We start from the raw sequence: 26,747 nt of genomic DNA on the forward strand, positions 1-26,747 counted from the left end.
GCCGGACCCCACACACCGTTCATCGGACAGACCCTTAGGCTTCCGCGACAGCGTGCGTCATGCGTGGAGTGCGCGGTCGATGTCGGCGCGGTGGGGCGCGGTGGCGGGGCCGGTTCGGGTGACGGCGAAGGCGGCGGCGATGTTCGCGCGTCGAACTGCATCGTGCAGGTTGTCGCCGCGGGTGAGTGCGGCGGCGAGCACACCGGTGTGGGCGTCGCCGGCACCGTTGGTATCCACGGCTCTTACTCGCATGCCGGGGATGAGGGGCGGTGTGTGCTCGGAGAGGTAGGCGCCGGCGTTCCCGTCTCGAAGAATCACGCGGCCGTGGAGATGGCCGGCGAGGGTGTCGAGGAGGGTGCGCGGGTCTTCCGCGGGGGCGTTGAAGCGGGTGGCGGCGAGGGCGGCTTCCCGGACGTTGAGGGTCCAGATCGTTGCGCGCTGCTGTAGAAGCGTCCACGCCTCATCGGCGATCTCGTGCACCAGCGGGGACGGGTCGAAGATGATGGTCGTCGCGGCAGGGAGGGTGGGGATCCACTTCAGCAGGGAGGCGCGATTGTGCTCGTGGAGGAGGGAGTAGCCGGTGACGTAGACGATGTCGTGTGCGCTGACCGCGGTGCCGGTGAGGTGCTCGAGCTGCACGTAGGTTTCCGCGCCCGGCGAGGTGACGAATGTGCGTTCCGTGCTGTCGTCGACCATCGCGACGGAGAACCCCGTGTCGGTGCCGGTCACGGGCGGGTTCGGCACCTCGATGCCCTCGGTTTTGAGGGCGCTGGTGACGATGTTCGCGAACGGGCCCTCGCCGATGGCGCCGAGGTAGGTGACGGGTGCGCCGTCGCGGGCGGCGGCGGCCATCACGTTGAACCCGCCTCCAGCCGTGATGTCGGTGGCGGAGGCGAGCACGTCCCCACCCGCTGATGGCAGGGCGGGGATGCGCAGCACGATGTCTGCAATCGCCTGACCGGTGTGCAGCACGCGCGGGGCCCGAGTGCTCATGCACGCACCTCATTCACTGGCGTGGCGCGTGGGGTGCGGGCGCCGCTGAGGGCGAGGTAGCCGAGGAACGCGACGGCAAGGGTGATCGCCCAGCCGAGCCCGTTCTGCCCGAACCAGGTGCTGTGGAGGGGCCCGGTGAACCAGGGCGCTGCCGCGGGGCCTGCCTGAGTGAACAGATAACCGATGATGATCGCGGCCGCCCACACCCCGGTCGCCCGCCACTCGATGCCGCCTCGGTACCAGTAGACCGAGCGTGAGGACAGCTCGAGCAGCGCGTCGCCGCCGTAGTCGCGGCGGCGGAGCATGTCGGCGATGAACACGCCCACCCACGCGGTGATCGGAACGGCTAGGAGCACGATGAAGGAGATAAACGGGTCGTAGAAGTTATCGGCGATGAGGAGGAAGTAGATGGCGCCGATGGTGGTGACGATGACATCGACGATCACCGCGTACACTCGCTTGATCCGCACCCCCAGGGTGAGGGTGGTCAGGCCGGCGGAGTACACCGACATGTGGTTGCTGACCAGCAGCCCACCGAACGCCGTGACCAGGTAGACGATCGCGAGCCACGGGGGCATGGCCTCGGCGAGGGCGCCGACGGGTCCGTTGGCGGCTGCGGCCAGGCCGGCCTCGCCGGCGCCGAGGACGCTCCCCAGGCCGATCAGCAGCACCAGCGGGATCCCCGCCCCGGCGGCGGCGCTGACGATCAGGCTGCCTGCCGAGACTCTGTCGCCCTGGTAGCGGGACATATCCGCGCCCGCGTTCGCCCACCCGATGCCGGTGCCGCCGGCGATGGTGCCGATGCCGATGATCACGGCGGCGGTCGATCCCGCGGGGGTGTTGAAGACGACCGACCAGTCGATGCGGGTGAGCAGGAAGATCGCGACCACGATGTTCAGGCCGCCGAACACCCAGGTCGCCCATTTCTGGATCACCATGAGCGTCGCGTGTCCGAGCCCGGACACGATCACGGTGCACACGACGAAGATGCCGATGCTGACCAGGGCGATCACCGGCACGTCTTTCGCCTTACCGCTGGTGCCGAACAGCAACGAGCTCAGTGCGATGAGCGCGAACGCGGCCGTCGCGGTATTCACCGTCTCCCACCCCAGCCGGGACAGAAGCGATACGACCGTCGGTCCGATGTTGCCGCGCACACCGAAAATCGCTCGCGACAGGGTCAGGCTCGGGGCATGGCCGCGTCGCCCGGCGATCGAGATCACCCCGACGATCGCGAACGATCCGAACGCGCCCACGGCCGCAGCGATCAGCGCCTGCCACAGGTTCAAACCGCCGTTGATGAGCGAGATACCCAACGGCAAACCGAGGATGGAGATGTTCGCGGCGAACCACGCCCAGAACAGCTGCATCGGCCTCCCCGTCCGCTCAGCCGGGGGTACCGGTTCGATACCGCGCTGCTCCACCGACCCCAATCTGGCGGGAACCGTCGCCACGCTGACACCGCCCGGCGACGCACTGGCGCCCGTCGAAGCGGGGCCGGCAGCTTCCGCGGGGCCGGTCGGTGTGATGCGGGTGGGGTCGGACATGGGGCTCTCCTCTGAGTCGTGAAAATTCCGAAGGCGGGTTCGCCGGTCAGGCCTGGACGCGGGTGTTGGATGCGGAGGTGGGGGTGCGCAGTGCGAGCAGCGCGGTTGCCAGCGGGTGCAGATCGAGGTCGTTGCGTTCCAGCACCTGGGCGGTGACCGCTTTCGGCCAGGCGGTGGTTCCGTGGCGGGCTCCGAGCACTGCTCCGGCGATCGCCGCGATCGTGTCGGTGTCGCCGCCGATGTTGGCCGCGTGCAGGAGCGTGCGATACGGGTCGGCACCGAACCTCGCGATCAGTGCGAACGCGGCAGGGACAGACTCCTGCGACGCGACTGAGGTACCGACGATCTCAGCGATAAACTCCACCGCCTCCGCCTCGCCCAGATCCGCCGCCGCCGCACTCGCCCACCGAATCCGCGCCCCCACAGATGCTCCCGCCACCCAATTCCCCGTCCCGGTCAACGCGTCAGCAGCCTGAGACGCTGCTGCGGTCAGCTCCGGGATACCGGTGGCGGGGTCCTCGAGAGCGACCGAGATCGCCGCGGCGACCGCCGCCGCCGCGGACAGTCCCAGCCCGGTGTTGTGGGTGATCCAGGACGCCTCTACCACCGCGGGCAGCAGGATGTCCTGATCGGGGCGGAAAGCGATGCCGATCGGAGCGATACGCATCGCCGCGCCGTTGGTAGTCCCGAACCGGCCGGGATCGTCATCCAAGGACGCGCCCTGCTGGATCGCCGCGATCGCGGCCTTCGTGGACGGGCCGAGCAGATCCCGCGACCCCTTCGCTTCCATGCCCCGTTCCCAGCTCGCGAGCGCGTCCGCGAACGTGCCGGCCGCGATCCGCCCTCCCCCGGAAACCAACAGCTCGCCGACCAGCAATGCCTGCTCGGTGTCATCGGTGATACTGCCTGCCGGCATTGACGGGGCGATCGGCTGCGCGTCGACCGCGTCCACCAAACCCGTGATCGACCCGTACGTGTCTGCGATCCGCTCTCGGCTCATCGACTGGGTCGGCATGCCCAACGCGTCCCCCACCGCCAGTCCCAGCAGTACTCCCACGGCACGGTCGACCAGGGGCGAGTGTTCGGAGCGAGGCGGGGCGGTCATGCGGGGTCTCCAAACATGACGGTGAGCCGGAAATGATCGGGGTCCAGGCGCGCGGTCACAAACTCCACCAGTCGCCCGTCCGCGCCGTAGGACCAGCGGTCGGTGCGTAAGAAGACCGCCCCCGCATCCTGCTCGAGCAACGCCGCTTCGGTCTCGTCTAGACGGGCCAGCCGCACATCCTGGGTGCCCGTCATCGCCCGCAGTCCCGCCCGGGACAGCGACGCCCATATCGAACCGTCCACCAACCCCGTCGCAGGCAGCTCGCGAAGGACGCCGGTCGCGGGTACGAACGACACCTCGTAGGATACCGGCTCCCCGGAGGCCATTTCGCGCACTCGTCGGATGCGCACCGCGTGCGCGCTCGAGCGCACAGCGTCCGCCGCGTCGACCTCAGGTGCTTGCGCCCAGTCGACGATGTCGATGCCGATCACGCGGGTGGCGACCTTGCCGCCCGCCTGCCGCAAGGCGCGCGCCCAGCCGAGGGACTGCTGCAAGGCGACTCCGTCGAAGGTCACAAACGACCCCACCCCGCCCACGGTGGTGACCAGGTTGCGCTGCTTCAGCTCGTCCAACGCCTGGCGGATGGTGCCGCGCGACACCGAGAACTGCTCGGCCAGCGCGACCTCGCCATCCAGCTGCTGGCCGTTGCGAAGCTCTCCGCGACGAATGTTCGTCTCGATCGCTCGCACCACCTGCGCCCGCTTCCCGAACCGCGTCCGAGCCCCGGCACCACCCGCCTGAGAGGGTTCCAGAGACCCCTCACCAATGATAGACATGTTCATACTTGTACACCTATTTGCGGTCGAAGGCAAACCCGGCGGTGCCCGCGCCTTCTTCCCGCGAAGCCGTGCTGCGGAGCGACGCGAGGGCAATGGGCACCTCCGCACCGCATCCACTCAGGGCGGTAACGGAAACAGCAAAGGCCCGGAACTCCGTAAGTGCTCGATGGACGCAACCGGCGCGGCGATCGCGACCGGATCCACTTCCACTTCCGGCGCGGCCTCCTGTACTGCGCCGAATGCTCCGACGAGGGACGGCTCAGTCGCCTCGTCTGCAGCCGGAACACCGGGCACGGCGGCACCTACGAGTACTACGTCTGCACCGCGAAACAGCGCGGGAAGTGCCGCATCCGCACCGTTCGCCTGAACGACATCGAAGCAGCCGCCGAACGGGCCGTCGCAGCAGAAAAGTTTCACACCGACGAACTCTCCGAAATACGTGACGAGGTGCGCCGCGCACTCCAACGCATGCAAGCCACAGAGAACGAGGAAAAAGACACTCTCCGTAGGCAGCTGCAGAAGGTCGAAGCTCAAGAAGAGCGCCTGATCGACCTCGCAGCAGAAGGCACCGTCACAAGCGCCAAGCTCCACGAACGCCTCGAAAACGTCACCCTGCACAAAGGCGCCCTCCAAGAGAGACTCAACCGCACCGGCACGCAACTGCAACACGGCATCGACGAAGTCCTCGCGTACGTCGACCTCCTCGAATACCCCGGCGAAATCTACCAGGTACTCCCCGAGAGTGTCCGTCGAGACCTTCTCGGTGCGTTCTTCGAGCGGCTGTTCGTACGCGTCACCGATGACAGCTTCCAACTCACCAGCGAACGCTCTGAAATCAACGCCGCCTTCCAGACCTGGCGCGCACGGCACCACCACACCGACCCGCGAGTAGGCAAGAAAAAGAGCAGGGCCTCCCGCGTTTCCATGGAAGACCCTGCTCAATACGTTTACCCACCTACTCAAACCAAAGGTTTGAACAAGCCGGTATTGGTCGGGATGACAGGATTTGAACCTGCGACCCCGTCGTCCCGAACGACGTGCGCTACCAAGCTGCGCCACATCCCGATCGCGTTTTCACGCAGGGATTACTCTACCGCGTTTCCCGCACGGGAGAAAATCGACGCTCACGAGGCGCGAACACCGAAACGCCCGCTGCCTCACTCGAGCGCCCGGCGCACCTCCCCCAGGATGGTGTCGGGCCCGATCCCGAGGCCGCGCATCCCCGACACGTACGCCGCCACCAGATCCGCCGCCCTGCGCTGGGTCTCCGCGTCGACGGCTGCCACCGGCGCGACGACGGTGCCGTTGCGGCCCCGCGTGATGAGGTACCCGTCGGCCTCCAACTCGCGGTACGCGCGGGCGACCGTGTTCGGGGCGAGCGCCAGCTCCGCCGCCAGGCGACGAACGGCCGGCAGCTTCGTTCCGGCCGGGATCTCCCGGCTCATGATCCGCTCGATCAGTTGGGTCCGCAACTGCTCGAACGGGGGACGCGGGTCCCGAGGATCGATCCTCGCTTCGATGTTCACGGTCGCTCCCCTCGATAGGCCGGATCACTGACGGAGGCGCGGGCGGCCCCTACTTCTGGTTCTTGAGGCGCGAGGCCGCACGCGCACGCAGCGAGCCCTCGAGCTCCACCTTGCGGATGCGCACGTTCTCGGGGGTCACCTCGACGCACTCGTCCTCGCGCGCGAACTCGAGGCACTCTTCGAGCGTGAGCTTGCGTGGCGGAGTCATCGACTCGAAGGTGTCGGCCGTGGAGGAGCGCATGTTGGTGAGCTTCTTCTCCTTGGTGATGTTCACGTCCATGTCCTCGTTGCGCGAGTTCTCGCCGATGACCATGCCCTCGTAGACCTCCTCGGCGGGCTGCACGAAGAAGGTCATGCGCTCCTGGAGGTTCATGATGGCGAACGGCGTGGCGACGCCGGAGCGGTCGGCCACGATGGATCCGTTGTTGCGGGTCGTGATGACGCCGGCCCACTCGCCGTAGCCGTGCGAGATCGCGTTGGCGATGCCGGTGCCGCGGGTGATGGTCATGAACTCCGAGCGGAAGCCGATGAGGCCGCGCGACGGCACGATGAACTCCATGCGCACCCAGCCGGTGCCGTGGTTGACCATGTTCTCCATGCGGCCCTTGCGGGCGGCCAGGAGCTGCGTGATCGCGCCGAGGTGCTCCTCGGGGGTGTCGATCGTGAGGTGCTCGTACGGCTCGTGGGTCTTGCCGTCGATCTCCCGGGTGACCACCTGGGGCTTGCCCACGGTGAGCTCGAAGCCCTCGCGGCGCATGTTCTCGACGAGGATCGCGAGCGCGAGCTCGCCGCGTCCCTGCACCTCCCAGGCGTCGGGGCGATCGGTGCCCAGCACGCGCAGCGACACGTTGCCGATGAGCTCGCGTTCGAGGCGATCCTTGATCATGCGGGCGGTGAGCTTGTGCCCCTTGACCTTGCCGACGAGCGGCGAGGTGTTGGCGCCGATGGTCATGGAGATCGCGGGCTCGTCGACCGTGATCGTGGGCAGCGGGCGCACGTCCTCGGCGTCTGCGATGGTCTCGCCGATGGTGATGTCCTCGATGCCCGCGATGGCCACGATGTCGCCCGGTCCCGCCTGCTCGGCCGGGTAGCGGGTGAGCGCCCTGGTGAGCATGAGCTCGGTGATCCGCACGTTCTGCACGGAGCCGTCGTGCTTCACCCAGGCCACCGTCTGGCCCTTCTTGATCCAGCCGTGGTGCACGCGCAGCAGGGCGATGCGGCCGAGGAAGGGCGAGGAGTCGAGGTTGGTGACGTGGGCCTGCAGCGGGTGCCCGTCGTCGTACCGCGGTGCGGGAACGCGCTCGAGGATCGTCTCGAACAGCGGTTCGAGGTCGGGGTTGTCGGGCAGCGAGCCGTCGGCCGGGCGGGCGTGCGAGGCGGCGCCGGCACGACCCGAGAGGTACACGGTGGGCACGTCGAGCACGGCGTCGACGTCGATGTCGGGGTGGTCCTCCGACAGGTCGGAGGCGAGTCCGAGCAGCAGATCCTGCGCCTCCCCCTCGACCTCCTCGATGCGGGCGTCGGGGCGGTCCGTCTTGTTGACCGCGAGGATCACCGGGAGGTGCGCCTCGAGCGCCTTGCGCAGCACGAAGCGGGTCTGCGGCAGCGGGCCCTCCGAGGCGTCGACGAGCAGCACGACGCCGTCGACCATGGAGAGGGCGCGCTCCACCTCGCCGCCGAAGTCGGCGTGCCCCGGGGTGTCGACCACGTTGATGACGATGGGGCCGTTCTTCGCGTGCGCGCCCTGGTAGGTGATCGCCGTGTTCTTGGCGAGGATCGTGATGCCCTTCTCGCGCTCGAGGTCGTTGGAGTCCATGACCCGGTCGTCGACCTCGGCGTGCGCATCGAACGAGTCGGTCTGACGCAGCATGGCGTCGACGAGGGTGGTCTTGCCGTGGTCGACGTGTGCGACGATGGCGACGTTGCGGAGGTCTTCGCGAGTGGCGAGAGCCATAGAGGTGGAGTCCTAACGAGACGAGCGGAGCGTCGGCGCGGCAGGAGGCCGGGTGCGGTGCGAGGCCTCGCACGCTGGCACCGAAAAGGCCGACGTGCAATTCTAACGGACGGAGCGTCTCCGGCTGCACCCCGATCGCATATTATCTGAGGGATGACCGCGCGCCGCAGACTCACCCCGGGACTGCTCGCGGTGCTCTCGTTCCTCGCGGCGGTGGGACCCTTCGCCACCGACATGTATCTGGCCTCGTTCACCGCCATCGCCCGGGATCTCGGCGCCCGGCCCTCGTCGGTGCAGCTCACGCTCACCGCCTTCCTCATCGGCATGGGCGTCGGGCAGCTGCTGCTCGGGCCGCTCTCGGACCAGAGCGGCAGGCGCCCCGTGCTCGTCGTCTCGCTCGCGGTCTTCGCCGCGTCCAGCGTCGCGATGGTGTTCGCTCCCAACATCGCGGTCTTCGTCGTGCTGCGCGCGCTTCAGGGCATGTCGGGATCCGCCGGCGTCGTCGTCTCCCGCGCCATCGCGGTCGACCTTTCGAAGGGGCCCGCCGCGATCCGCGCCATCAGCCTCATCGCGATGTTCGTGGGGCTCGGGCCGCTGATCGCCCCGCCGGTCGGCGGAGCGATCCTCACGCTCGGCGACTGGCGCGCCGTACTCGCGGCACTCGCCGCGATAGCGGTCGCCATGTTCGCCCTCGCCGCGTTCTTCGTGCCAGAATCGCTGCCCCGCGAGTCGCGCGGCTCCGGCCTGCGCACTGCTCTGCGCAGCTTCGGCGCGCTGCTCGGCGATCGCCGCTTCCTGCTGCTCATGTGCGTGTTCGGGCTCGGCTTCGGCGGCATGATGTCGTACATCTCGGCGTCGCCGTTCGTGGGTCAGGTGGTGCTGGAGATGCCGCCGCTGCTCTACTCGCTCGCGTTCGCCGCCGGCGCGGCGGCGATGATCCTGGCCAACTTCACCAATGCGCGCCTCGCCGGCCGCGTGCCCGCCAGGCGCATGATGCTGATCGGCACCCTCCTCTCGCTCGCCGCGGGTGCCGCCCTCACCGCCCTCAGCGCTAGCGGCGCTCTCTCCCCTGCGCTGTTCATCGCGTGCGCGTTCGCGCTCACCGGCGGCTCGGGCCTCGTCATGTCGAACTCGAGCGCCATCGCGCTGTCGCTCGCGGACGACACGCGGGGATCGGGATCGGCGCTGCTGGGGGCCTCCCAGTTCGCCGTCGGCGGCCTCGCATCGCCCCTCGTGGGAGCCTGGGGCGAGCACACGGCCCTGCCGATGTCGCTGTTCGTGCTCACCGCGTCGGCGCTGGCCTGCGCCGGTGCGCTGCGCTACGCGCTGCTGGCGCGGTAGCCGCGTCGACGCCGGCCGCGCCTCCGGGCGTCACGCCGAGGCCTCGCCCTCCCTCAACGCCCGCGCTAGTGCGCGGCGCTCGGCCTGTTCGGCCGGGTCGGGCACCGGCAGCGAAGCGAGCAGGCGCTGGGTGTAGGTCTCACGAGGTCGATTCAGGATCTCTTCGGCCGGTCCGCTCTCCACGAGTTCGCCGTGATAGAGCACCCCCACTCGATCCGCGAGCGCGTCCACGACCGCGAGGTCGTGCGTGATGAACAGCGATGCGAACCCCAGCTCGGCCTGCAACTCGGTGAAGAGCTCGAGCACGCGGGCCTGCACGGAGACGTCGAGCGCGGAGGTCGGCTCGTCGGCGATGAGGAGCTTCGGGTCGAGCGCGAGCCCGCGCGCGAGGGAGGCGCGCTGCCGCTGGCCGCCCGAGAGTTCGTGCGGGAAGCGATCCCCGTACCCCTTCGGCAGCTGCACGGCCTCGAGCAGCTCGTCGACGCGCTTCCGCGCACCGGCCGCGTCGCGCGCGAGGCGGTGCACGACGAGCGGCTCGGCGACGTTCTCCGCGATCGTGAGCAGCGGGTTGAAGCTCGACGCCGGATCCTGGAACACGAAGCCGATGTCGCGGCGCGCAGCCTTGAAGCTGCGCTCCCTGACTCCGACCATCTCATGCCCGAGCACCCGCAGCGATCCCCCGGTGGCGGTGGTGAGGCCGGCGATCGCCCGCCCGATGGTCGACTTGCCGGATCCCGACTCTCCCACGAGCCCGTACACCTCGCCGGCCGCGATCTCGAAGCTCACCCCGCGAACGGCCCTGAAGCCCGGGCGCCCCAGCCGGCCCGGATACTGGATCTCGAGCCCGTTCGCCGCGACGACGGCCTCGCTCGGCGCTTCCGCTTCGGAGCGGGCCCGCACACGGATCTTGCCGCCGCCCAGCTTCAGCACGGCCCCGAGCAGGTTGCGGGTGTACTCCTCGCGCGGGCTCGCGAACAGCTCCGCGACGGGGGCGCGCTCCACGACCTCGCCCCGGTACATGACCGCGACGTCATCGGCGAGATCGGCCACCACGCCCATGTTGTGCGTGATGAGCAGGATCGCGGTGCCGAACTCGTCGCGCAGCTTGCGCAGCAGGTCGAGGATCTCGGCCTGCACCGTCACGTCGAGCGCGGTCGTCGGCTCGTCGGCGACGATGAGCCCGGGCTCGAGCGCGAGCGCCATCGCGATCATCACGCGCTGCTTCTGGCCGCCGGAGAGCTGATGCGGGTAGTAGTCCACGCGCTCGCGCGGCTCGGGGATGCCGACCCGCTCGAGCATCTCGATGGCCCGCTCGCGCGCCTGCTTCCTCGACAGCCTGCGGTCGTGGGCCCGCAGTCCCTCCGCGACCTGCCAGCCGATGGTGAACACCGGGTTGAGCGCGGTCGAGGCCTCCTGGAACACCATGGCGACGTCGCGGCCGCGCACCCGGCGCATCTGCTCGGCGCTGAGATGCAGCACGTCGTTCTGCTCGGATCCGTCGCGAGAGTTGAGGATCACCGAGCCCGCGGCGACCGCGGTCTCGGGGAGCAGCCCGAGCACGGTGCGCGCCGAGACGGTCTTGCCCGATCCGGACTCGCCCACCACCGCGAGCACGCGCCCGGGTTCGACCGTCAGCGAGACGCCGTCCACTGCCTTCACCGGGCCGCGGTCGGTCGAGAAGGTCACCTCGAGATCCCGGATGTCGAGCACCCGATCGGTCCGGCTCATCGCCCGTCTCCTTCCGCCGCGTCCTCGGCGTTCACCGCTGCCGCCGACCCGTTCCGGGTCGCCTCGTCCGCCCCCACCGAGGTGTTCGCCACCGAGCCGCTTCCGGCCTTCGCACGGCGACGGCTGCGCAGCCTCGGGTCGGCGAGGTCGTTGAGGCTCTCTCCGGTCAGTGTGAGGCCCATCACCACGAGCACGATCGCGAGCCCCGGCCAGAGGCTGGTCCACCACACGCCGTTGGTCACGTCGGCGATCGCCTTGTTGAGGTCGTACCCCCACTCGGACGCGGAGTTCGGCTCGATGCCGAAGCCCAGAAAGCCGAGGCCCGCGAGGGTGAGGATCGCCTCCGACGCGTTCAGCGTGAACACGAGCGGCAGCGACCGCGTCGAGTTGCGCATCACGTGGCGGAACATGATCCGCCAGTGGCTCGCGCCCACCACCCGCGCCGACTCGACGAAGGCCTCGGCCTTCACGCGGATCACCTCGGAGCGCACCACCCGGAGGTACTGCGGGATGAACACCACCGTGATCGAGAGCGAGGCCGCCCAGATGCCGCCCCACAGATCCGACTGTCCTCCCGAGATCACGATCGACATCACGATCGCGAGCAGCAGGGACGGGAACGCGTAGATCGCGTCGGCGAGCATCACGAGCACGCGGTCCAGCCAGCCACCGACGTAGCCGGAGAGCAGCCCCAGGAACGAGCCCGCGAAGATCGAGCTGATCACCGCGATGACGATCACGAGAAACGCCGTGCGGGCGCCCCAGATCACGCGGGAGAGCACGTCGTACCCGGCGATCGAGGTGCCGAGCGGATGCGCCGCAGAGGGCGCCTGCAGCGATCCGAAGTCGCCGTCGGGGCCGGACAGCGCCGAGTAGCTGTAGGGGGCGAGGAGCGGAGCGAACAGCGCGGTGAGCGCGAACAGGCCGACGAGCACGAGGCCCGCGACCAGCATGCCCCGCTGCAGCCCGACGCTCTGGCGCAGCTGCTTGATCAGCGGCCAGGAGTGCCAGGCGCGCTCGCGGACAAGGGGGGCCGCGGTATCGACGGTCGTCATGTCAGTACCTCACTCGCGGATCGATCAGCGCGGCGATCACGTCGACGATGAAGTTGGTCAGCGCCACGATCACGGCGAGCAGCGCCACGATGCCCTGAACCGCGACGAAGTCGCGGGCTCTGAGGTAGTAGGCCAGTTGAAACCCGAGACCCTTCCACTCGAAGGTGGTCTCGGTGAGCACCGCTCCCGCGAGCAGCAGCGCGATCTGCATGCCGATCACGGTGATGATGGGAATCAGCGCGGGCTTGTAGGCGTGCTTGGTGACGAGCCGGAACTCGCTCACTCCGCGAGAGCGTCCCGAGTCGATGTACTCGCGACCGATCGTGCCGATCATGTTCGTGCGCACGAGGCGCAGGAAGACGCCGGCCGTCATCATGCCGAGGGTCAGTGCGGGCAGCACCGCGTACGACAGCACATCCCAGACGTTCGCCATGTCGCCCGTGCGGAACGCGTCGATCAGGTAGATCCCCGTCGGATTCTGCAGCAGCTGCAGCTGCAGCTCCGTGGCGACCGAGGCCCGGCCGGAGACGGGCAGCCATCCCAGCCAGACGCCGAAGATGAGCTTCATGATGAGGCCCGAGAAGAACACCGGCGTGGCGTAGGTGAAGATGGCGAACACGCGCAGGGCGGCATCGGGGCCACGATCGCGATAGTACGCGGCGAGCATGCCGAGCGGAATACCCACGACCAGGGCGACGAGCAGGGTGTAGACGGCGAGTTCCAGTGTCGCCGACCCGAACGTGAGGAGCACATCGGTCACGGGCCGGCGATCGCTGAGGGTCGTCCCGAAGTCTCCCGTGAAGACCTTGCCGAGATACTCGAGGTACTGCACGAGAACCGGCCGATCGTAGCCGGCCTCGGCGATGCGCTGGGCGAGCTGGGCCGGTGGCAGCCGATCCCCCACCGAGGCGGTGATCGGATCGCCGATCGTTCGCATGAGCAGGAAGACCATCGTCACCAGGATGAAGACGGTCGGAATGATGAGCAGCGCCCGCCACAGGATGTAGCGGCCCAGCCCTCCCCCGCTCCGCTGCTTCTTGGCAGCGGGCGTGGTCACAGCGGTGTCGGTGATAACCATGTGCACTTCCGGTGAAATGATGAAAGCGGGCGGACGCTCATGGCGCGCCCGCCCGCTTTCAGCCTATCTACTTCGTCAGCGTGCCGAAGCGGAACTTGAACGAGGGGTCGAGGGTGACGCCCTCGACGCCGTCGACGGCGACCGCGACCTGAGCGCCCTGCTGCATCGGGAGCGTCGACAGGTCCTGGGCGAGCTTCGCCTGCACCTGATCGAGAAGCGCCGTGCGCTCGTTGGGATCGACGGTGACCCGCTGCTGGTTCAGGAGCGAGTTCACCTCGCTGCTCTCGTATGCGTTCACGAGGAAGTTCTCGGGAGCGAAGAACGGCGTCAGATAGTTGTCCGGGTCGGAGTAGTCGGGGAACCATCCGAGCTGGTACACGGGGTAGAGGTCCTGGACGCGATCCTTCGTGTACTGCCCCCACTCCGTGGACTGCAGGTCGACCGTGAAGAGGCCGTCGGCCTCGAGCTGGCTCTTGATCTGCGCGTACTCCTCGGCGGAGGCCGCGCCGTAGCGCTCGCCCGCGTACTGCAGCTGCAGGTTCACCGGGGTCTCGACGCCCGCGTCCTGGAGCCGCTGGGCCGCACGCGCGGCGTCCGGGCCGCCCTTGCCGTCGCCGTACAGCCCCTTCAGCGAGTCGTTCGCTCCCAGCACGCCCTCGGGAATGTAGGAGTACAGCGGCGTGTACGTTCCCTTGAAGACGCCGGAGGAGATCTTCTCGCGGTCGATCAGATCGGCGGTCGCCTGGCGAACTGCCAGGGCCTTGGCCGGATCGGCCTGCTCGGTCGTCGCGCCGAAGGGCATGGTGTTGAAGTTGAACACCAGGTAGCGGATCTCGCCGCCGGGGCCCTTGACGACGTTGAGGCCGTCCGTGCCCTCGAACTTCGCGACGTCCGTGGCCGAGAGGCTGCGGAACGCCACGTCGACGCCCTTGGTCTCGATGGCCTGGCTGAGGTTCGACTCGTTCGCGAAGTACTTGACGTTGACGGCCGAGTTCTTCGGGGCGCCCCACATCCCCTGATAGGCGTCGTTCGCCTTGAACGCGGCCAGGTTGCCCTTGTCGAAGTTGTCCAGGGTGTACGGACCGGCGAACGGCTTGCCCTTCACGATGGCCGCATCATCGGCGACCGCGTCGGCCGGGAAGACGTCCTCGTCCACGATCGGACCGGCCGGGCTCGAGAGCACCTGCGGGAAGGTCTGATCGTTCTCCGACTTCAGGTTGAAGACCACCGTGACGTCGTCGGGAGTGTCGATGCTCTCGATGCTGCCGAGGAGGCTCGAGGGGCCGTTGGGGTCGGCGATGGCGATCTGACGATCGAAGGTGAACTTCACGTCGGAGCTCGTGAGGTCGTTGCCGTTCGCGAAGGTGAGGCTCGGCTTCAGCTTCACCGTGTACTCCTTGGGAGCGGTGAACTCGGCGGACTCAGCAATGTCCGGCTGCACCGTCGACTCGCCCACGGGGTTGTTCATCAGGAACGGGTAGACGTTGGTCATCACGGCGAAGGAGCCGTTGTCGTACGCACCCGCCGGGTCGAGGGAGGTGACCACCTCGGTCGTACCGACGGTGATCGCACCGCCCGAGCCGCCGGCGTTCGAGCCGCCGCCGTTCGATGCGCAGCCCGACAGTCCGAGCGCACCCGCTGCCGCCAGCGCGACGAACCCCAAGCCGATTCGTGATCGCTTCACTGGATTCCTCCTTGAAATTCCCACCCGCGCCGGGGCATGCCGATGAGCCGCCCCCCCACGAGAAGATCCGATGTCTGTAACGGATTCAGCCTAGCGAGCCGCCGAGACCCCCATGACCAAAACCGGCTCTCGTGACGGCTTCGTGATCGAGTTCTGTAGCTCCCCGAAAAAAGTTCGATGCGGAATCCGGTTCGAACTGTAAGGTTTCGCCATGCTCCGTCGAGCGCCGGCAGTATCCTGGGGCGATGAGGCTCCAGTCCGCCCGCACCCGACGGCTTCGCACTCGCCTGCGCTGGGAGATCGGCATCGTTCTCGCCCTCTCCTTCGGCGCCTCCGCCGTCTACGCGATCGTCTCGATCGTCGAGCGGGTGACGCGCGACACGGCGCTCGCATCGCAGACCGCCACGATCAACCGCCCGCTCGCCGAGCGACCGGAGTTCGATCTCGTCTACCAGCTGCTCGGCTTCGCGTTCGGGATCGCCCCCGTCGCCCTGGTCGCGTTCCTGCTCTGGCAGGGCCCGCGGCCGCACCTCTCGCGCCTCGGCCTCGGCGCTCCCGCGGGCGGCGGGCGCCTCGGATGGCTGCGCGAGGTCGGGGGCGGCGTCGGCCTCGCCGCCCTCATCGGCATCCCGGGCATCGGCTTCTACCTGCTCACGAAGTGGATCGGGATCAACACGACGGTGGTGCCGACCGAGCTCGACGCGTATTGGTGGACCGTGCCCGTGCTCGTGCTGCAGGCGCTCAAGGCGGCGCTCGGGGAGGAGCTGATCGTAGTCGCGTACCTCTTCGAGCGGCTGAAGCGGCTCGGAGTCGGCCCCGTAGCTACGGTGGTGTCGAGCGCGCTGCTGCGCGGCGGCTATCACCTCTACCAGGGCTTCGGCGGCTTCGTCGGCAACGTGATCATGGGCCTCGTCTTCGGCTGGGCGTACCTGCGCTGGGGGCGATCCGTCCCCCTGATCGTCGCGCACTGGGTCATGAACATCGTCAGCTTCGCGGGCTACCCGCTCGCCATCGCGCTCTGGCCGCAGCTCTTCGCCGCCGCTACTTGATGGTCTGCACGAAGGCGTCGGTGAGGCCCCACAGCTCGTCGTAGAGCTCAGGCGCCGCGGCGCAGCGCTCGGCCGGCTTCAGCACCTCGTATTGGCCGGCGGCGGTCTGCACCGCGCCCCAGTTGCCCTCGCAGGGGAACTGGGAGATGAGCGGACTGTCGAGCCACAGCTCCGCGTTGCCGTTCTGGAGCGTGTACTGGGTCATGCCGAACTTCGTGCTCAGCTGGCCGCTGACCCCCCACTGCGTGATCGGCAGCGTGCTCGTCTCGCCGACCTCCACCTCGGGCACCTTGTCGGCCTCGGTACCCTTGCCGTCGGTCGCGCCGGGATCGCCGGTCTGGGTCGGCTGGGCAGAGGTCCCGTTCGACTGCCCGGCGGGATCCGTGGTCGATCCCGCGTCTTCCCGGCCCCCGCGCGCCGCATTCACCACGATGATCGACGCGACGATCGCGAGGACCGCGATGACGCCGACCACGATCCAGGGCCGCGCCCGGGCCGCGCGCTCGCTCACCCGCGGGTGCTCCCGCGTCTGCGGGCCGCGCTTCCCCGCGGGCAGCTGGGCGGTGCGCACCCGCTCGGCCTGCTCCTGCGCGAGCCGCTGGCGGGCCGGAACGGGCCGCGGCTCGTCCGCCGACGGGCCGAAGAGTTCCTCGAGTGGGTCTTTACTCACGGTCCTACCCTAACGATTTCCGATGCCGGTTCCGTAACCGGGGCCTCCCGGCCCGCCCGGCGCGATCCGCTCGGCGAGGGCCGCGATGTGCGGCACGTCGGTGCCGCAGCATCCTCCGAGCGCGACCGCGTTCGGCGCATGCTCGCGCAGGCTCGCCTCGAGGCGCGCGAACGTCCGGGGGTCGTCCCCCTCCCCCGTCTCGTCGTGCCTCGCCGCGTTGAGCCGGAAGCCGACGATCCGGTCCAGCTCCGGAGCGCCCGCGCAGGCGGCCAGACCGGCCGCCGCCTCGTCCGGGTGCGCGCAGTTCACGAGAAACCCGCACGCGGCCCCGCCGGTCGCCGCGTCGACCTCGCCGATACCCTCCGCGAGGGTGCCACCGCCGGCGAGCCGCCCGTCGGCGTCCACGACGAACGAGACGGCGACGGGGATCCGCGCCCGCTGCGCCGCGCGCACCACGCCGACGCCCTCGGCGGCGTCGAGCGTCGTCACCGCGGTCACGCGATCCGCCCCCGCTTCCGCGAGCGCGCGCACCTGCGGCCAGTGATAGCGCTCCGCCTCCTCGGCCGTCATGCGCTGCGACGCATCGTAGTCGTCGTAGCGGGGGCCGACGCAGCCGTTCACGAGGATCTCCGCGGCCCCGCCGCCCTCACCGCCGGAACCGTCGTGCTCCTCGGCAGTTCCCCGCACCAGCGCGACCGCGTCCGCGTTGGCCCGATCGAGCGCTTCGGCGTCGTAGCCGAGGCGCTCGGCCCAGTCGGGATTCGCCCGCCAGGTCGGCGTGTCGAGCACGAGCGGAAGCCCGCGCCGCCGCGCCAGCTCGACGAACGGCCGGTAGTAGGCGCGCAGGGCCTCGCGCCCCTCGGCGCCGTCGAGCAGCACGAACGCCGCGAACTCGGGCAGCTCCTGCCCCAGACGATCCGCGAGCGCCGTCTCGATCCCGCCGTCCGTCAGCACCGCGCCGGCCGCGCCGAACCCCGCTTCCGTCTCGGTCATGCCCTCCTCCTTCGCCCCAGGGCCGCCCGGATCGCCTCTCGCCGCGCGTCGAACCCGCGCACCTTCGCGAGGTGCCGGTCCATCGCGCCGGAGTCGCGCAGCGCGAGGGTGCCCGGGTCCCCTCGCTCGATCCCCGCGCGCCACCGCCGAGCGATGAGCCCCATGCGGGCGTCGACGGCCTCGAGCAGGTCAACGGGCTCGACGGCGCCGTAGGCCTCGGCGGCGAGCGCCAGCCTGCGCGCCGCCTCGGCGGCCGGTATCTCGCGCAGCAGCGGCACCCCCGACCAGACCAGGAACGCGATGTCGTCGACGGGGCGTCCGGGCCCCGCGCGGTCCCAGTCGATCATGCCCGCGAAGTCTCCGCGCACCACCAGCCAGTTGTAGAGGCCCGGATCGTTGTGGCAGATCACCTGGCCGTCGCTCAGATCCTGCACCCCCTGCCGCCACTCGAGCGGTCCCGGGCGGAAATCGCTCACGACGTCGTGGAAGCGGCGGAGCCAGGCGGCCGCGCTCGCGAGCGCCCGGTCGCCCGCCTGCTCGGTCTCGGGATCGAGCGTCTCGCCGGGGAGATAGTCGAGCACCTCCCGGCCCTCGTCGTCGAAGCCGTGCACCCGCGGCACGCCGTCGAGGCCGTGCTCGCGCAGATGCTCCAGCAGTCGGTGCACGGCGGGCGTCCACGGACCCGTGGACCGGTGCACGCGGGCGTCGTCGCCGGGAGCGCCGATGCGCCACACTCCCCCGGATCCTCCGGGCAGGTACTCGGTGTCCACGTCTCGACCCTACGGCATCTCCCGGGCGCGCCGGACTACGCGCGGTGCACCTGCCGCTCGACCGCCCGCAGCTCCAGCGGGGCCGTGTGCGCGGGCGGCTCGCCGTGCATCTGCACGTGCAGCCGCTCCATGCGGGTGTCGAGCTCCGCCGCGATATCGGCCGCGAGCTTGAGCTCGCGCGTGAGCGAGTTCGGCACCTGGCGATCGTACTTGTAGTAGATCTTGTGCTCGAGGCTCGCCCAGAAGTCCATGGCGATGGTGCGGAACTGCACCTCGACCGGCACGTCGACGCGACCGCTCGACAGGTAGACGGGCACCGAGATGATCGTGTGCAGGCTCTTGTAGCCGTTCGGCTTGGGCGACTCGATGTAGTCCTCGACCTCCAGCACCGTGATGTCGTCCTGCTGCGTGAGCAGATCGAAGAGCTGGTACACGTCGCGGATGAATGCGCAGGTGACGCGCACGCCGGCGATGTCGTGGATCTCGCGGCGGATCTCGTCGAAGTCGTTGCTGAGACCGCGGCGCTCCAGCTTGGCCACGAGGCTGTCGACTGACTTCACCCGGCTCGAGACGTGCTCGATGGGGTTGTACTCGTGCATGTGCAGGAACTCCTCGCGCAGGATCGCGAGCTTCGTCTCCACCTCCTGCATCGCGAAGCGGTACTCGAGCAGGAAGCGCTGCATCTGGTCGCCGAGCGACCGCAGGGCGCTGGCGGAGATCGTGATCTCGTCGCCGCCGGCGTTTCCGCCGCCGATTCCCCTGGTCGAGCCCGTATCGAACGTGTCGAGTGCCGCAGTGCTCATGCGCCCCACCCTAACGAGCTTGATGATGAACGCGCTGAGACTTTCCGCAGCCGGTCATGGGCCGGGGCTCGTCCAGAGCAGCACGCCGTAGGTCTCACCGCCGGGAACCGGCACGAACCCCAGATCCATGTAGAGCATCTTCGCGCGCACGTTGCGCCCGTCCACCGACAGGCTGACGTGCCCGATCCCGCGCGCTCTCGCGGATGCGAGCAGCTGGCGGATCAGCAGCCGTCCGATGCCGCGACCGCGCCACGGGTCGTCCACCCAGACGCAGAACTCCGGGGTCGCCGCATCGATCCAGCCGTACCCCGGGCTCTCAGCGGGGAGGTGCAGCGCCCACGCCACGCCGACCGGTTCCTCCCTGCGCTGGGCCACGACGCCGAAGTCTCCGCGCTCGGGATCGAATCTCGTGTACCGAGACAGGTCGGGACGCTCCAGCACCTGCTCGGCGGTGAACAGCGGCGTCTTCCAGTTGAAGTTGCCCAGTGCGGCTGCGAGCATCAGCTCGTCCTCCCCCGCCCGGAGCGGGCGATAGGTCACCGTCGATGCTGCTGCTCCCATGCGCCCATCTTCTCTCCGGAATCGCTCCAGTCGGTTCAGCCGGAGACGACCAGTCGATCGTGCAGCCGCTCCAGCTGCGCCTCGCTGAGACCGTTCGCCAGCAGATAGTCGCGCACCGACCCGTACCGGCGCTCGATTCCGGAGAGGGCGCCCTCGATCGCGGCGATCGGGGTGCTGCCGACGAGGCCCTCGAGCATCGGGGTGATCTCGACTCCGGCTCTGCGCATGTCCTCGAGGCGCTGAACGAGCCAGACGTCGCGCAGGTGCTCGGCCGAGGCCGCGTAGTCGCCCACGACGTCGTCGCGGTCGACGCCCGCGGAGAGCAGCGTGAGCGCCGCGACCGCTCCGGTCCGGTCCTTGCCCGCGGTGCAGTGGAACACCGTGGCGACGGAGCCTGCGGGATCGTCATCGTCGGCGAGCAGCGCCACGGACGCAGAGAGGGTGTCGGAGTGCTGCAGGTAGATGAGCTCGGTGAGCGCGACGATGTCGAGCTTCTCGACGACGTGGACGGCCGCGTCGGGAAAGATCGGGCTGGCGACGAGCGACGCGCCCTCGGGGAGCATGTCCGGAAGATGCGCGCGCTCGCGCTCGTCGCGCAGGTCGACCACCCGCGCGACGCCCAGATCGCTCAGCTGCGCCCGCCCGCGGTCGCCGATGCGGTGCAGCGCGTCGGAGCGGAACAGCGCGCCGGAACGAATCGTTCCGCCGTCGGCACGATAGCCGCCGAGATCCCGGAAGTTGTAGGTTCCCTCGATGGCGATCAGGCGGTCCGTCATGCCTTCAACCTAACAGAGGCGCCGGGCTCGTCGGAGGGCCGGCCGGGCCGGTCTCCCGGGGGCTCTTCCCGGCCCTCGTGCAGGTACAGGTGCCGCGGCTCGGAGGGTGCTGCTCACGCCGCGGGGGCCGCGCTACTCGCCGTCGTGCTCCGCGCGGAACACGTGCACGAGCGCGTTCGCGTGCCCGTGGCCCATGCCCTGCTCCTTGAGGAAGGCGACCTGTTCCATGTGCTTCTTCCCCGCGACCGGTCGCAGCTCGGCCATCCACGCCTCGATGGTCTTCCCGTACTTCGCCTCGATCGACGGGAAGTACGACTTGGGTCCCTTCACCGGCTCAGCCATGGTGACCTCCTTGTTCCACGGGTACAGGCTATCGAACGGGCGGCCCTTCCGGAACGGTTCCGCGCGCCGCGCTCTCGAGCGGCGCGCGGCCGCCCGACGAGTCCCAGCTCATCCGGCTCGAGGGCGGTCGTCCCCTGAAGAGCCGGGGGCGGCGGCGCCCGCAGGAGCATCCGAGATCAGAAACCTCCGCAGCGCCTCCACGACGATGTCCGGGGCATCCGCGTGCACCCAGTGGCCGGCCCCGCGCACCGTCACCCGCCTCGTGCGCGGGAAGAGCGCGCGCATCGACGGCTCGTCCCCGTCCGCGACGTAGTCCGATCGCTCGCCGCCGATCCAGAGCACCGGGCCCGTGAACCGCAGATCCCCCGTGTCGGGGAATCCCATCACCGCGTCGAGCTCGGCGCGGAGCAGTGCGAGGTTCGGCTCCCAGCGGAACCCGTCTCCGTCGCGCCTCAGGTTCTGCAGCAGAAACCCGCGCACGGCGTCCTCCGGGATCCGCTCCCGCAGAACGACGTCCGCGTCGGCGCGGCGTTCGAGCCGTTCGAGGCGCACCTCGGCGAGCGCGTCGAGCAGCTGTCGGAAGTTGCCTCGGGAGGCCGCTCCCCCGACCGGGGCGATGTCGATGACGACCAGGCGCCGCACCAGGCCGGGATGGCGCAGCGCCAGAACCATCGCGACCTTGCCGCCCATCGAGTGACCGACCACGTCCACGGGCCCGTCTGCGGCGAATCCCTCCCGCAGGTGCTGAGCCACGAGATCGGCGATCTCGAGGTAGTCGAACTGATCCGTCCACCCGGACCGTCCGTGGTTCGGGAGGTCGACGAGCAGGCTCATTGCCTCGGGGGCGAGGGCCGCGGCGATGCTCGTGAAGTTCTTGCCACGACCGAAGAGGCCGTGCAAGAAGACCACGCGCGGTTGGGCGCCGCGCCGCGCCTCCCCGAGGATCGCGGAGTGGATCGGAGATGAGAGTCGAGGGGTCACATCCCCAACCTACCGGCGAGCACCCGTCATCCGTCGAGGCCCTCCTCCGAGAACCGGCGCGACCCGGCCCGTCGTTCACCCCGCGTTCGTCGGTGCGCCGCATTGCGCTGCGATAATGACGGCGAGATGGAAATCATCGGACAAGCGATCCCCCCGGCAGGCGCGATCGCCATGGGCGCGTTCTTCACGATCCTGATCATCGCGGTGGCGCTGGCCGTGATCGGCTTCCTCCTGCGGCAACGACCGTTCAGAGAGGAGAGGGCCAGAGCTCTCAGCCTCGCAACCGCCGGCACCCGCACCCCGGCGCTGGTGCGCGCGTGGAGCCGGGAGTCCGCCACCGAGAAGGCCTCGAACCTGCGGCTCACGGTGAGCTTCGCGGCCCACGGCGTCGAACGCGAGGTCGAGGTACCGGTCCGCGTCGATAAGGATCTCATCATCGGTTTCGCGCCCGGTACGACGATCCACCTGCTGATCGATCCCGCCGACCCGGCGCGGGTGTGCGTGGACCGCTCGCTCAGCCCCGTGGAGGTGCCGCGCAGCTGAGGAGCCGCACGGCGCGACGGGCGCGAGCTACGCGCCGAGATGCGGCCGGGCGTTGCGAACGGCTCGGATGATCGCCTGAGGCCGCCTTCCCGGCCGAGGAGGCGCACCGGATTCGGATCGGCTCAGCACGTCGACGACCGAGAACCCCGCATCCTCGATCCGAGAGGCCAGCAGACCCGCCGGCCAGTAATAGGCGTCGATGACGGCGTGGTCGAAGGGCTCGAGGTCGGTTCCGGTGAAGAAGCCCACGAGAAGCGAGCCGCCCGGTCGGATGCTCCTCGCGAACTCCGCGAGCGGGACGCCGATGTCCGCCGGGTCGGTGTGGATGAGGGAGTACCAGGCGAGGATCCCGCCCAGACTCCCATCGGCGACCCGCAGGTCCTCCGCCCGCCCGTCCCTGAACCGGCACTCCGGATAGCGGCGCCGCGCAGCGGCGAGGAACTCGGCCACCGGTTCCACGCCCTCTACCTCGACGCCCGCCGAACGGAGGAGGTCCGTCCACTGCCCCGGCCCGGACCCGACGTCGAGGACGAGCCCCTCGACGCCCCTCGCCCACTGCAGCACGCGCTCCAGGTCCGACGGCGCCGCGTCGTCGATGCTCCCCACCGCCTCGATGTACTCGGCGGCCCTGGAGGCGTAGGCGGCGCGAACGGACTCGAGGCTCATCGGGCAACGCTAGCACGGCGGCAACGACATCTACGTCCAACACATCCCCCAGTGGGACGGTGAGAAGGGCGCGGCGGCCCGATCCCCGCCGTGCTCAGCCGAGCCGATCGACGCTCGCGGCGACCACCGGGAGAAGGATCTTCTCCTCGGCCATCTCCAGGAACGCGTCGACGTCGCCGCGGGAGTAGGAGATCTGCTCGCCGTCGACCACGTAGGCGCTCTCGCTCCGGCCGAAGTACTGGCCGTAGGGGCGCGCGTCGAGCACGATCCCGAACGAGATGCTCTGCATCTGGCAGTCGTACCTGCGCTCGGTGACCACGCACGAGGCGCCACCGACTCGCACGTCTGTGCCGCTCTTGTCGGAGGTGTTGCGCTCGACGAACTCCGCGCTGCCGGCGGCCTCGACGGTCGTCGTGAACGAGACCGCGACGTTGCCGTCCTCGAGCCGCAGACCGTCCACCGGAAACCCCACCGCGGTCTCGCAGTCCGCCTCCGGAACCGTGGCCATGCCCCCGCCGGGACCGCCCAGACTCAGAATCCTCAGCTTGCGCTCCCTGCCGCTCTGCGCCACCCCGTCGAGCTGCGGGAGGATCGCCGAGAGCGTCGCCTCATCCGTGAGCGCGCACGCGGACGGCCACCGGTCGAAGACGAACGCCCCGGACTCGTCGAGCGGGATGTCCAGGCTGACGGGATCTCCCACCGCCTCGGGCTGCGACACGATCTCGATCGGCTCGACCGCGGCGTCGGCCGACGGCCCGGACGATCCCGGTGCCGCGGCGCAGCCCGTTACGAGCAGCACGGCGCAGACGCACCCCGCGGCTGCGAGCATCCTCTTCCCCATACCTTCGAGCATATGCCGCGGCACGGGACAAGGCAGAACGGTGGGGTCGAACCGCGACCTGGCGCCCGGCACATATCGAAGCCCGGCGATCCCCGCGCGTTCGAGGTCGCTGAACCCGAGGTCATCCACGAGCATGACGACCACGTTCGGGGGCGCCCTCCCGGGCGGTGCTCCGCGGCGGCCACCACGGCTCGGAGTCCGAGACGAAATCGCTCGCGACGCCGCCGAAACCCGCGTACGCCTCACTCGTCGCCTTCCGCCCCCGCAGTGCCTCGGGTCCGTTTCCGGCCTCCGGCCGATCGATGAGGGTCGGAGACGTCCGGGAGGTCCGGGAACTCTCCCCTGATGAGCGCCCCCTCGAAGAGCACGGCGTCGGGGGCGGTGTCTCGGATCCGATCAGGGTCGACGGTCATCGGATCCTGATTCAGGATCGCGAGGTTGGCGTGCTTGCCCTCTTCGATGCTGCCCAGCCGATCCCCGAGGCGGAGCTGGAGCGCACCGTTGCGGGTATACCCGTCGAGCAGATCCTCCCTGGAGATCCTCGCATCCGGCGCCTCCCGCATCGACGTCCCCGGGACCGTTCCGCGGCTCGGTCCGAGCGTCTCCTCCGGATCGAGGCGGGTGTGCGCGATCTGCATCCCGAAGTAGGGATCGGCGCGGTGCGCCTCGTAGTCCGACACCACGTCGCTGCCGTAGCTCACGACGCCTCCGCTGCGGATGATCGCGTTGAACTGGTACATGCGCACGAACCGGTCCCACCCGAGCCACGCGGCGGCGCCCAGGCCGAAGTATCCCCCGGACCAGTGGCAGGTCCAGTTGATGAAGACGCCGAGGCCCGCAACCCGCTTCATGTCCTCCGGGTCGACCAGCTCGGCGTGGGCGAGGGTGACCTGCAGCGCCCAGGCCGCTCCGGCCGTCGCGCGGGCCTGCTCGACCGCGTCGAGCGCGACGCGGAAGCCGTTGTCCCCGACGACGTGGAGATGCAGGTCGATCCGTTCCCCGTTGAGGATGCGCATCGCCTCCACGAGATCGTCGCGTCCCATCCTCAAGACGCCGTGGTCGTGCTCGTGTCCCTCGAGCGCGAACGGTTCGAGCACCGAACTGGTTCCGATCTCGTTGGTTCCGTCGAGGAAGAGCTTCAACGCGTTGACCCGGATGAGGGGGCTGCCGAAACGTGCCTCCAGCCGCCTCACCTCAGAGATCGCATCGGACAGGTCGTCGAGGGAGCTGAACTGCACCGCACCGTGGTAATGCATGTTGAGCCTCCCCCGTCGTTCGAGCTCGGCCGCGCTGCCGAGGAGGTGCTCATCGGTGATCGCGTCGAAGAGCGCCGAAACCCCCTGGCTCGAGAGCGCATCGATGAACGTCGAGAGCAGCTCGGGCGTGGCGCGCGTCGGAGGAGCCCACCCGATCTTCTGCCACATCCGGTCTGCGAACAGGGTCCAAGCCCCCTCGAGCACGTGCCCGGTCGGGGTGACGCCGTCTGCGCCTCGCTCGAACTGCATGGCGTGGTCGTTCGGATTCGGCGCGATCGGTGTGGACGCGTCGACCTCGAGCAGCTCGAGCATGCGCGTGTTGATCGTCGCGGCGTGATCGGAGCTGTCCTGCATCAGCACCGGACGATCGGAGACGTACTCGTCGATGATCGCGGCCGAGGGGCCGCCGGGCCCCCAGACCCCATCGGAATCGTAGTACTCCGCGTAGATGAAGGGGACCTCGGCCGGAGGGTGCTCCTCCGCGTACGCTTGGAGATGGCGGAGCTGGCCGCGGACGTCGCCGCCCGCCGGGAGCGCGAGGTGCCAACGGGTCAGCACGAGCGAGGGATGGGTGTGCGCGTCGACGATCCCGGGCACGATCGCGCGGCCGCGGACATCCACGACCCGGGTGCGCGCACCGACGAGGGAGGCGACCGCCCGGTCCCGGCTCTCGCCGACGAAGACGATCGTCTTGCCCCGGATCGCCACCGCCGAAGCGTTCGGCCGCCGCGCATCAGACGTGTAGATGCGCGCGTTGGTCAGCAGCAGGTCTGCGGGCTCCTCCGGCGCCGCGAGGGCGTCTTCAGGGCGTGTCATTTCTCTCTCCGTTCTCACGAGTGCTTCCTGGTCGTGCCCGATGCTGCCGGGAACGGCTCGGGCTGCGGCCGGTAGCTCGACGATCTCGAGCACTTCTGGCGGTCCGTATGACGCGTACTGGACCGCGCGAGCCTTACGTGGCAAGCTGACGCCTCCGAGGGATGGGGCCGACGGGCGCGATGTACTCGCCGCGTCAGGCGCCGGAGTAGGCGATCGCCTGGGCGGCGCGCATCAGGGGCTCGCCGACCGAGTCGACGTCGAACTCCCGGAATGAAACGAGCGCCAGCACCAGAGGCTTTCCGCTGACCGCGGAGCCGGGAACCACCGCCGCCGCGCTGTAGCGGCCGGGCATGATCTTCCCGAGGCCGAGCGCGAATCCCCGGCTCCGCGCCTCGCGAACCTCCGGGGCCTCGTTCTCGGTCTCCGGCCGCGTCGCCGCGAGCGCGGTCCGGATGGTGAGGGGGCCTTCGGGATGACGGAACCCCGGCGGCGTGTACACGTGGAGGGCCGAGGACGTAGGGGTCTTCGCGAGGACAGTGGTCATCTCGTCGCCGTCTGCGTCGATCAGCATCGCCGTCATGCCGGTCTCGTCCGCCAGCGCGGAGAGAATGGACTCCAGGCCCGCCGGGAATCGGCTCGAATAGGCGTGGGCGAGCTCGAGTACGCCCGCGCCGAGGTGGTAGCGCTTGTTCGCGTCTCGATGAACGAGACGATGACGCACGAGTGCCTGGAGGATGCGCCCGATCGGAGCCCGTTGCGTGTTGAGCGCCCTCGCGAGCTGGTTGATCCCCAGCCCCTCGGTGTGCTGCGCGAGGAGATGGAGCAGCTCGCCCGCTCGGTCCACGGTGGTCGAGATCGGGGCGGCGCCTGGTTCTGCGGTCATTCGGATC

At 69.4% G+C, this 26,747-nt stretch carries 25 protein-coding genes, 1 tRNA gene and 1 pseudogene; 4 read left to right on the top strand and 23 right to left on the bottom strand.

The features are described from left to right. Positions 1–57: 57 nt before the first annotated feature. Genes D1J51_RS15470 through D1J51_RS15485 form a run of 4 tightly spaced genes read right to left on the bottom strand, consistent with a single transcriptional unit; the run spans position 58 to position 4,337 of the window. Positions 58–993 carry a PfkB family carbohydrate kinase gene (locus tag D1J51_RS15470; protein ID WP_119076742.1) on the bottom strand — a complete coding sequence of 312 codons (936 nt, stop codon included), beginning with the start codon at positions 991–993 and terminating at the stop codon, positions 58–60. After that, the gene (locus D1J51_RS15475) at positions 990–2,540 is read right to left on the bottom strand and encodes a purine-cytosine permease family protein (RefSeq protein WP_119076744.1); all 1,551 of its coding nucleotides are present in this window, start codon (positions 2,538–2,540) and stop codon (positions 990–992) included. The genes D1J51_RS15470 and D1J51_RS15475 overlap by 4 nt, the downstream gene beginning before the upstream one ends. A 46-nt stretch (positions 2,541–2,586) precedes the next feature. Then, entirely contained in the window at positions 2,587–3,645 is a 1,059-nt protein-coding gene (locus D1J51_RS15480) for an ADP-ribosylglycohydrolase family protein (protein ID WP_119076746.1), read from the bottom strand. Further along, complete coding sequence (locus D1J51_RS15485; RefSeq protein ID WP_162903885.1) at positions 3,642–4,337, bottom strand: GntR family transcriptional regulator; 696 nt, start codon at positions 4,335–4,337, stop codon at positions 3,642–3,644. The genes D1J51_RS15480 and D1J51_RS15485 overlap by 4 nt, the downstream gene beginning before the upstream one ends. Before the next feature lie 246 nt (positions 4,338–4,583). On the opposite strand from D1J51_RS15485, the pseudogene D1J51_RS18690 reads away from it, so the two are divergent. After that, positions 4,584–4,760 (top strand): annotated as a pseudogene (locus D1J51_RS18690) (hypothetical protein); the annotation flags it as partial. 652 nt (positions 4,761–5,412) lie between these two features. Here the strand turns inward: D1J51_RS18690 and D1J51_RS15495 are convergent. The 3 genes from D1J51_RS15495 to typA all read right to left on the bottom strand — a co-directional run bounded on the left by D1J51_RS15495 (position 5,413) and on the right by typA (position 7,904). Continuing rightward, positions 5,413–5,489 (bottom strand) — tRNA-Pro (locus D1J51_RS15495). Between the two features lie 92 nt (positions 5,490–5,581). Further along, complete coding sequence (locus tag D1J51_RS15500; RefSeq protein ID WP_119076751.1) at positions 5,582–5,950, bottom strand: GntR family transcriptional regulator; 369 nt, start codon at positions 5,948–5,950, stop codon at positions 5,582–5,584. Positions 5,951–5,999: 49 nt separating this feature from the next. Further along, entirely contained in the window at positions 6,000–7,904 is a 1,905-nt protein-coding gene (typA, locus tag D1J51_RS15505) for a translational GTPase TypA (protein ID WP_119076753.1), read from the bottom strand. A 153-nt stretch (positions 7,905–8,057) separates the two neighbouring features. On the opposite strand from typA, the gene D1J51_RS15510 reads away from it, so the two are divergent. Beyond that, the gene (locus tag D1J51_RS15510; protein WP_119076754.1) at positions 8,058–9,245 is read left to right on the top strand and encodes a multidrug effflux MFS transporter; all 1,188 of its coding nucleotides are present in this window, start codon (positions 8,058–8,060) and stop codon (positions 9,243–9,245) included. A 30-nt stretch (positions 9,246–9,275) separates the two neighbouring features. Here D1J51_RS15510 and D1J51_RS15515 read toward each other — a convergent pair whose 3' ends face one another. The 4 genes from D1J51_RS15515 to D1J51_RS15530 form a co-directional block, all read right to left on the bottom strand. Next, positions 9,276–10,973, bottom strand: a complete 1,698-nt coding sequence (locus D1J51_RS15515) for a dipeptide ABC transporter ATP-binding protein (RefSeq protein ID WP_119076756.1) — start codon at positions 10,971–10,973, stop codon at positions 9,276–9,278. Next, positions 10,970–12,028 carry an ABC transporter permease gene (locus tag D1J51_RS15520; protein ID WP_119076758.1) on the bottom strand — a complete coding sequence of 353 codons (1,059 nt, stop codon included), beginning with the start codon at positions 12,026–12,028 and terminating at the stop codon, positions 10,970–10,972. The genes D1J51_RS15515 and D1J51_RS15520 overlap by 4 nt, the downstream gene beginning before the upstream one ends. A gap of 1 nt (position 12,029) precedes the next feature. Next, entirely contained in the window at positions 12,030–13,106 is a 1,077-nt protein-coding gene (locus tag D1J51_RS15525; protein WP_119076760.1) for an ABC transporter permease, read from the bottom strand. A 67-nt stretch (positions 13,107–13,173) separates the two neighbouring features. Then, positions 13,174–14,790 (bottom strand): ABC transporter substrate-binding protein, encoded by a 1,617-nt coding sequence (locus tag D1J51_RS15530; RefSeq protein ID WP_240423349.1) that lies wholly within the window; start codon positions 14,788–14,790, stop codon positions 13,174–13,176. Positions 14,791–15,035: 245 nt separating this feature from the next. On the opposite strand from D1J51_RS15530, the gene D1J51_RS15535 reads away from it, so the two are divergent. Beyond that, positions 15,036–15,839, top strand: a complete 804-nt coding sequence (locus D1J51_RS15535) for a CPBP family intramembrane glutamic endopeptidase (RefSeq protein ID WP_119076763.1) — start codon at positions 15,036–15,038, stop codon at positions 15,837–15,839. On the opposite strand, the gene D1J51_RS15540 is transcribed toward D1J51_RS15535, so the two are convergent. The 8 genes from D1J51_RS15540 to D1J51_RS15575 form a co-directional block, all read right to left on the bottom strand. Then, on the bottom strand, positions 15,832–16,509 hold the full coding sequence (locus D1J51_RS15540; RefSeq protein ID WP_119076765.1) for a hypothetical protein: 678 nt from the start codon (positions 16,507–16,509) through the stop codon (positions 15,832–15,834). The two genes, D1J51_RS15535 and D1J51_RS15540, sit on opposite strands and share 8 nt — an antisense overlap. A 9-nt stretch (positions 16,510–16,518) precedes the next feature. Next, positions 16,519–17,502: a homocysteine S-methyltransferase family protein gene (locus tag D1J51_RS15545; protein ID WP_119076767.1), complete on the bottom strand. Its 984-nt coding sequence runs from the start codon at positions 17,500–17,502 to the stop codon at positions 16,519–16,521. Continuing rightward, positions 17,499–18,272 carry a phosphotransferase gene (locus D1J51_RS15550; RefSeq protein WP_119076768.1) on the bottom strand — a complete coding sequence of 258 codons (774 nt, stop codon included), beginning with the start codon at positions 18,270–18,272 and terminating at the stop codon, positions 17,499–17,501. The genes D1J51_RS15545 and D1J51_RS15550 overlap by 4 nt, the downstream gene beginning before the upstream one ends. A 35-nt stretch (positions 18,273–18,307) precedes the next feature. Continuing rightward, the gene (locus D1J51_RS15555; protein WP_240423353.1) at positions 18,308–18,955 is read right to left on the bottom strand and encodes a GTP pyrophosphokinase; all 648 of its coding nucleotides are present in this window, start codon (positions 18,953–18,955) and stop codon (positions 18,308–18,310) included. Positions 18,956–19,129: 174 nt separating this feature from the next. Next, a complete protein-coding gene (locus D1J51_RS15560) occupies positions 19,130–19,636 on the bottom strand; it encodes a GNAT family N-acetyltransferase (protein WP_119076770.1) in 507 nt (168 codons plus the stop codon). Between the two features lie 35 nt (positions 19,637–19,671). Then, on the bottom strand, positions 19,672–20,412 hold the full coding sequence (locus D1J51_RS15565) for a tyrosine-protein phosphatase (RefSeq protein ID WP_119076772.1): 741 nt from the start codon (positions 20,410–20,412) through the stop codon (positions 19,672–19,674). Between the two features lie 132 nt (positions 20,413–20,544). Next, complete coding sequence (locus D1J51_RS15570) at positions 20,545–20,754, bottom strand: DUF4287 domain-containing protein (RefSeq protein ID WP_119076774.1); 210 nt, start codon at positions 20,752–20,754, stop codon at positions 20,545–20,547. A gap of 108 nt (positions 20,755–20,862) precedes the next feature. Next, on the bottom strand, positions 20,863–21,735 hold the full coding sequence (locus D1J51_RS15575; RefSeq protein WP_371414096.1) for an alpha/beta fold hydrolase: 873 nt from the start codon (positions 21,733–21,735) through the stop codon (positions 20,863–20,865). 126 nt (positions 21,736–21,861) lie between these two features. Between D1J51_RS15575 and D1J51_RS15580 the strand changes: the two genes are divergently transcribed. Further along, positions 21,862–22,278: a DUF3592 domain-containing protein gene (locus tag D1J51_RS15580; RefSeq protein ID WP_119076776.1), complete on the top strand. Its 417-nt coding sequence runs from the start codon at positions 21,862–21,864 to the stop codon at positions 22,276–22,278. A gap of 27 nt (positions 22,279–22,305) precedes the next feature. On the opposite strand, the gene D1J51_RS15585 is transcribed toward D1J51_RS15580, so the two are convergent. From D1J51_RS15585 to D1J51_RS15600, 4 genes are all read right to left on the bottom strand, one after another. Further along, a complete protein-coding gene (locus tag D1J51_RS15585) occupies positions 22,306–22,944 on the bottom strand; it encodes a class I SAM-dependent methyltransferase (RefSeq protein ID WP_119076778.1) in 639 nt (212 codons plus the stop codon). Between the two features lie 94 nt (positions 22,945–23,038). Continuing rightward, positions 23,039–23,785, bottom strand: a complete 747-nt coding sequence (locus tag D1J51_RS15590; RefSeq protein ID WP_162903887.1) for a hypothetical protein — start codon at positions 23,783–23,785, stop codon at positions 23,039–23,041. Positions 23,786–24,027: 242 nt separating this feature from the next. Continuing rightward, positions 24,028–25,857, bottom strand: coding sequence for an amidohydrolase (locus D1J51_RS15595; RefSeq protein ID WP_162903888.1), 1,830 nt, complete (start codon positions 25,855–25,857; stop codon positions 24,028–24,030). A 193-nt stretch (positions 25,858–26,050) separates the two neighbouring features. Further along, positions 26,051–26,740 (bottom strand): helix-turn-helix domain-containing protein, encoded by a 690-nt coding sequence (locus D1J51_RS15600; protein WP_119076784.1) that lies wholly within the window; start codon positions 26,738–26,740, stop codon positions 26,051–26,053. Between the last annotated feature and the right edge of the window lie 7 nt (positions 26,741–26,747).

It is taken from the genome of Leucobacter sp. wl10, assembly GCF_003569785.1.
GTDB lineage: Bacteria > Actinomycetota > Actinomycetes > Actinomycetales > Microbacteriaceae > Leucobacter.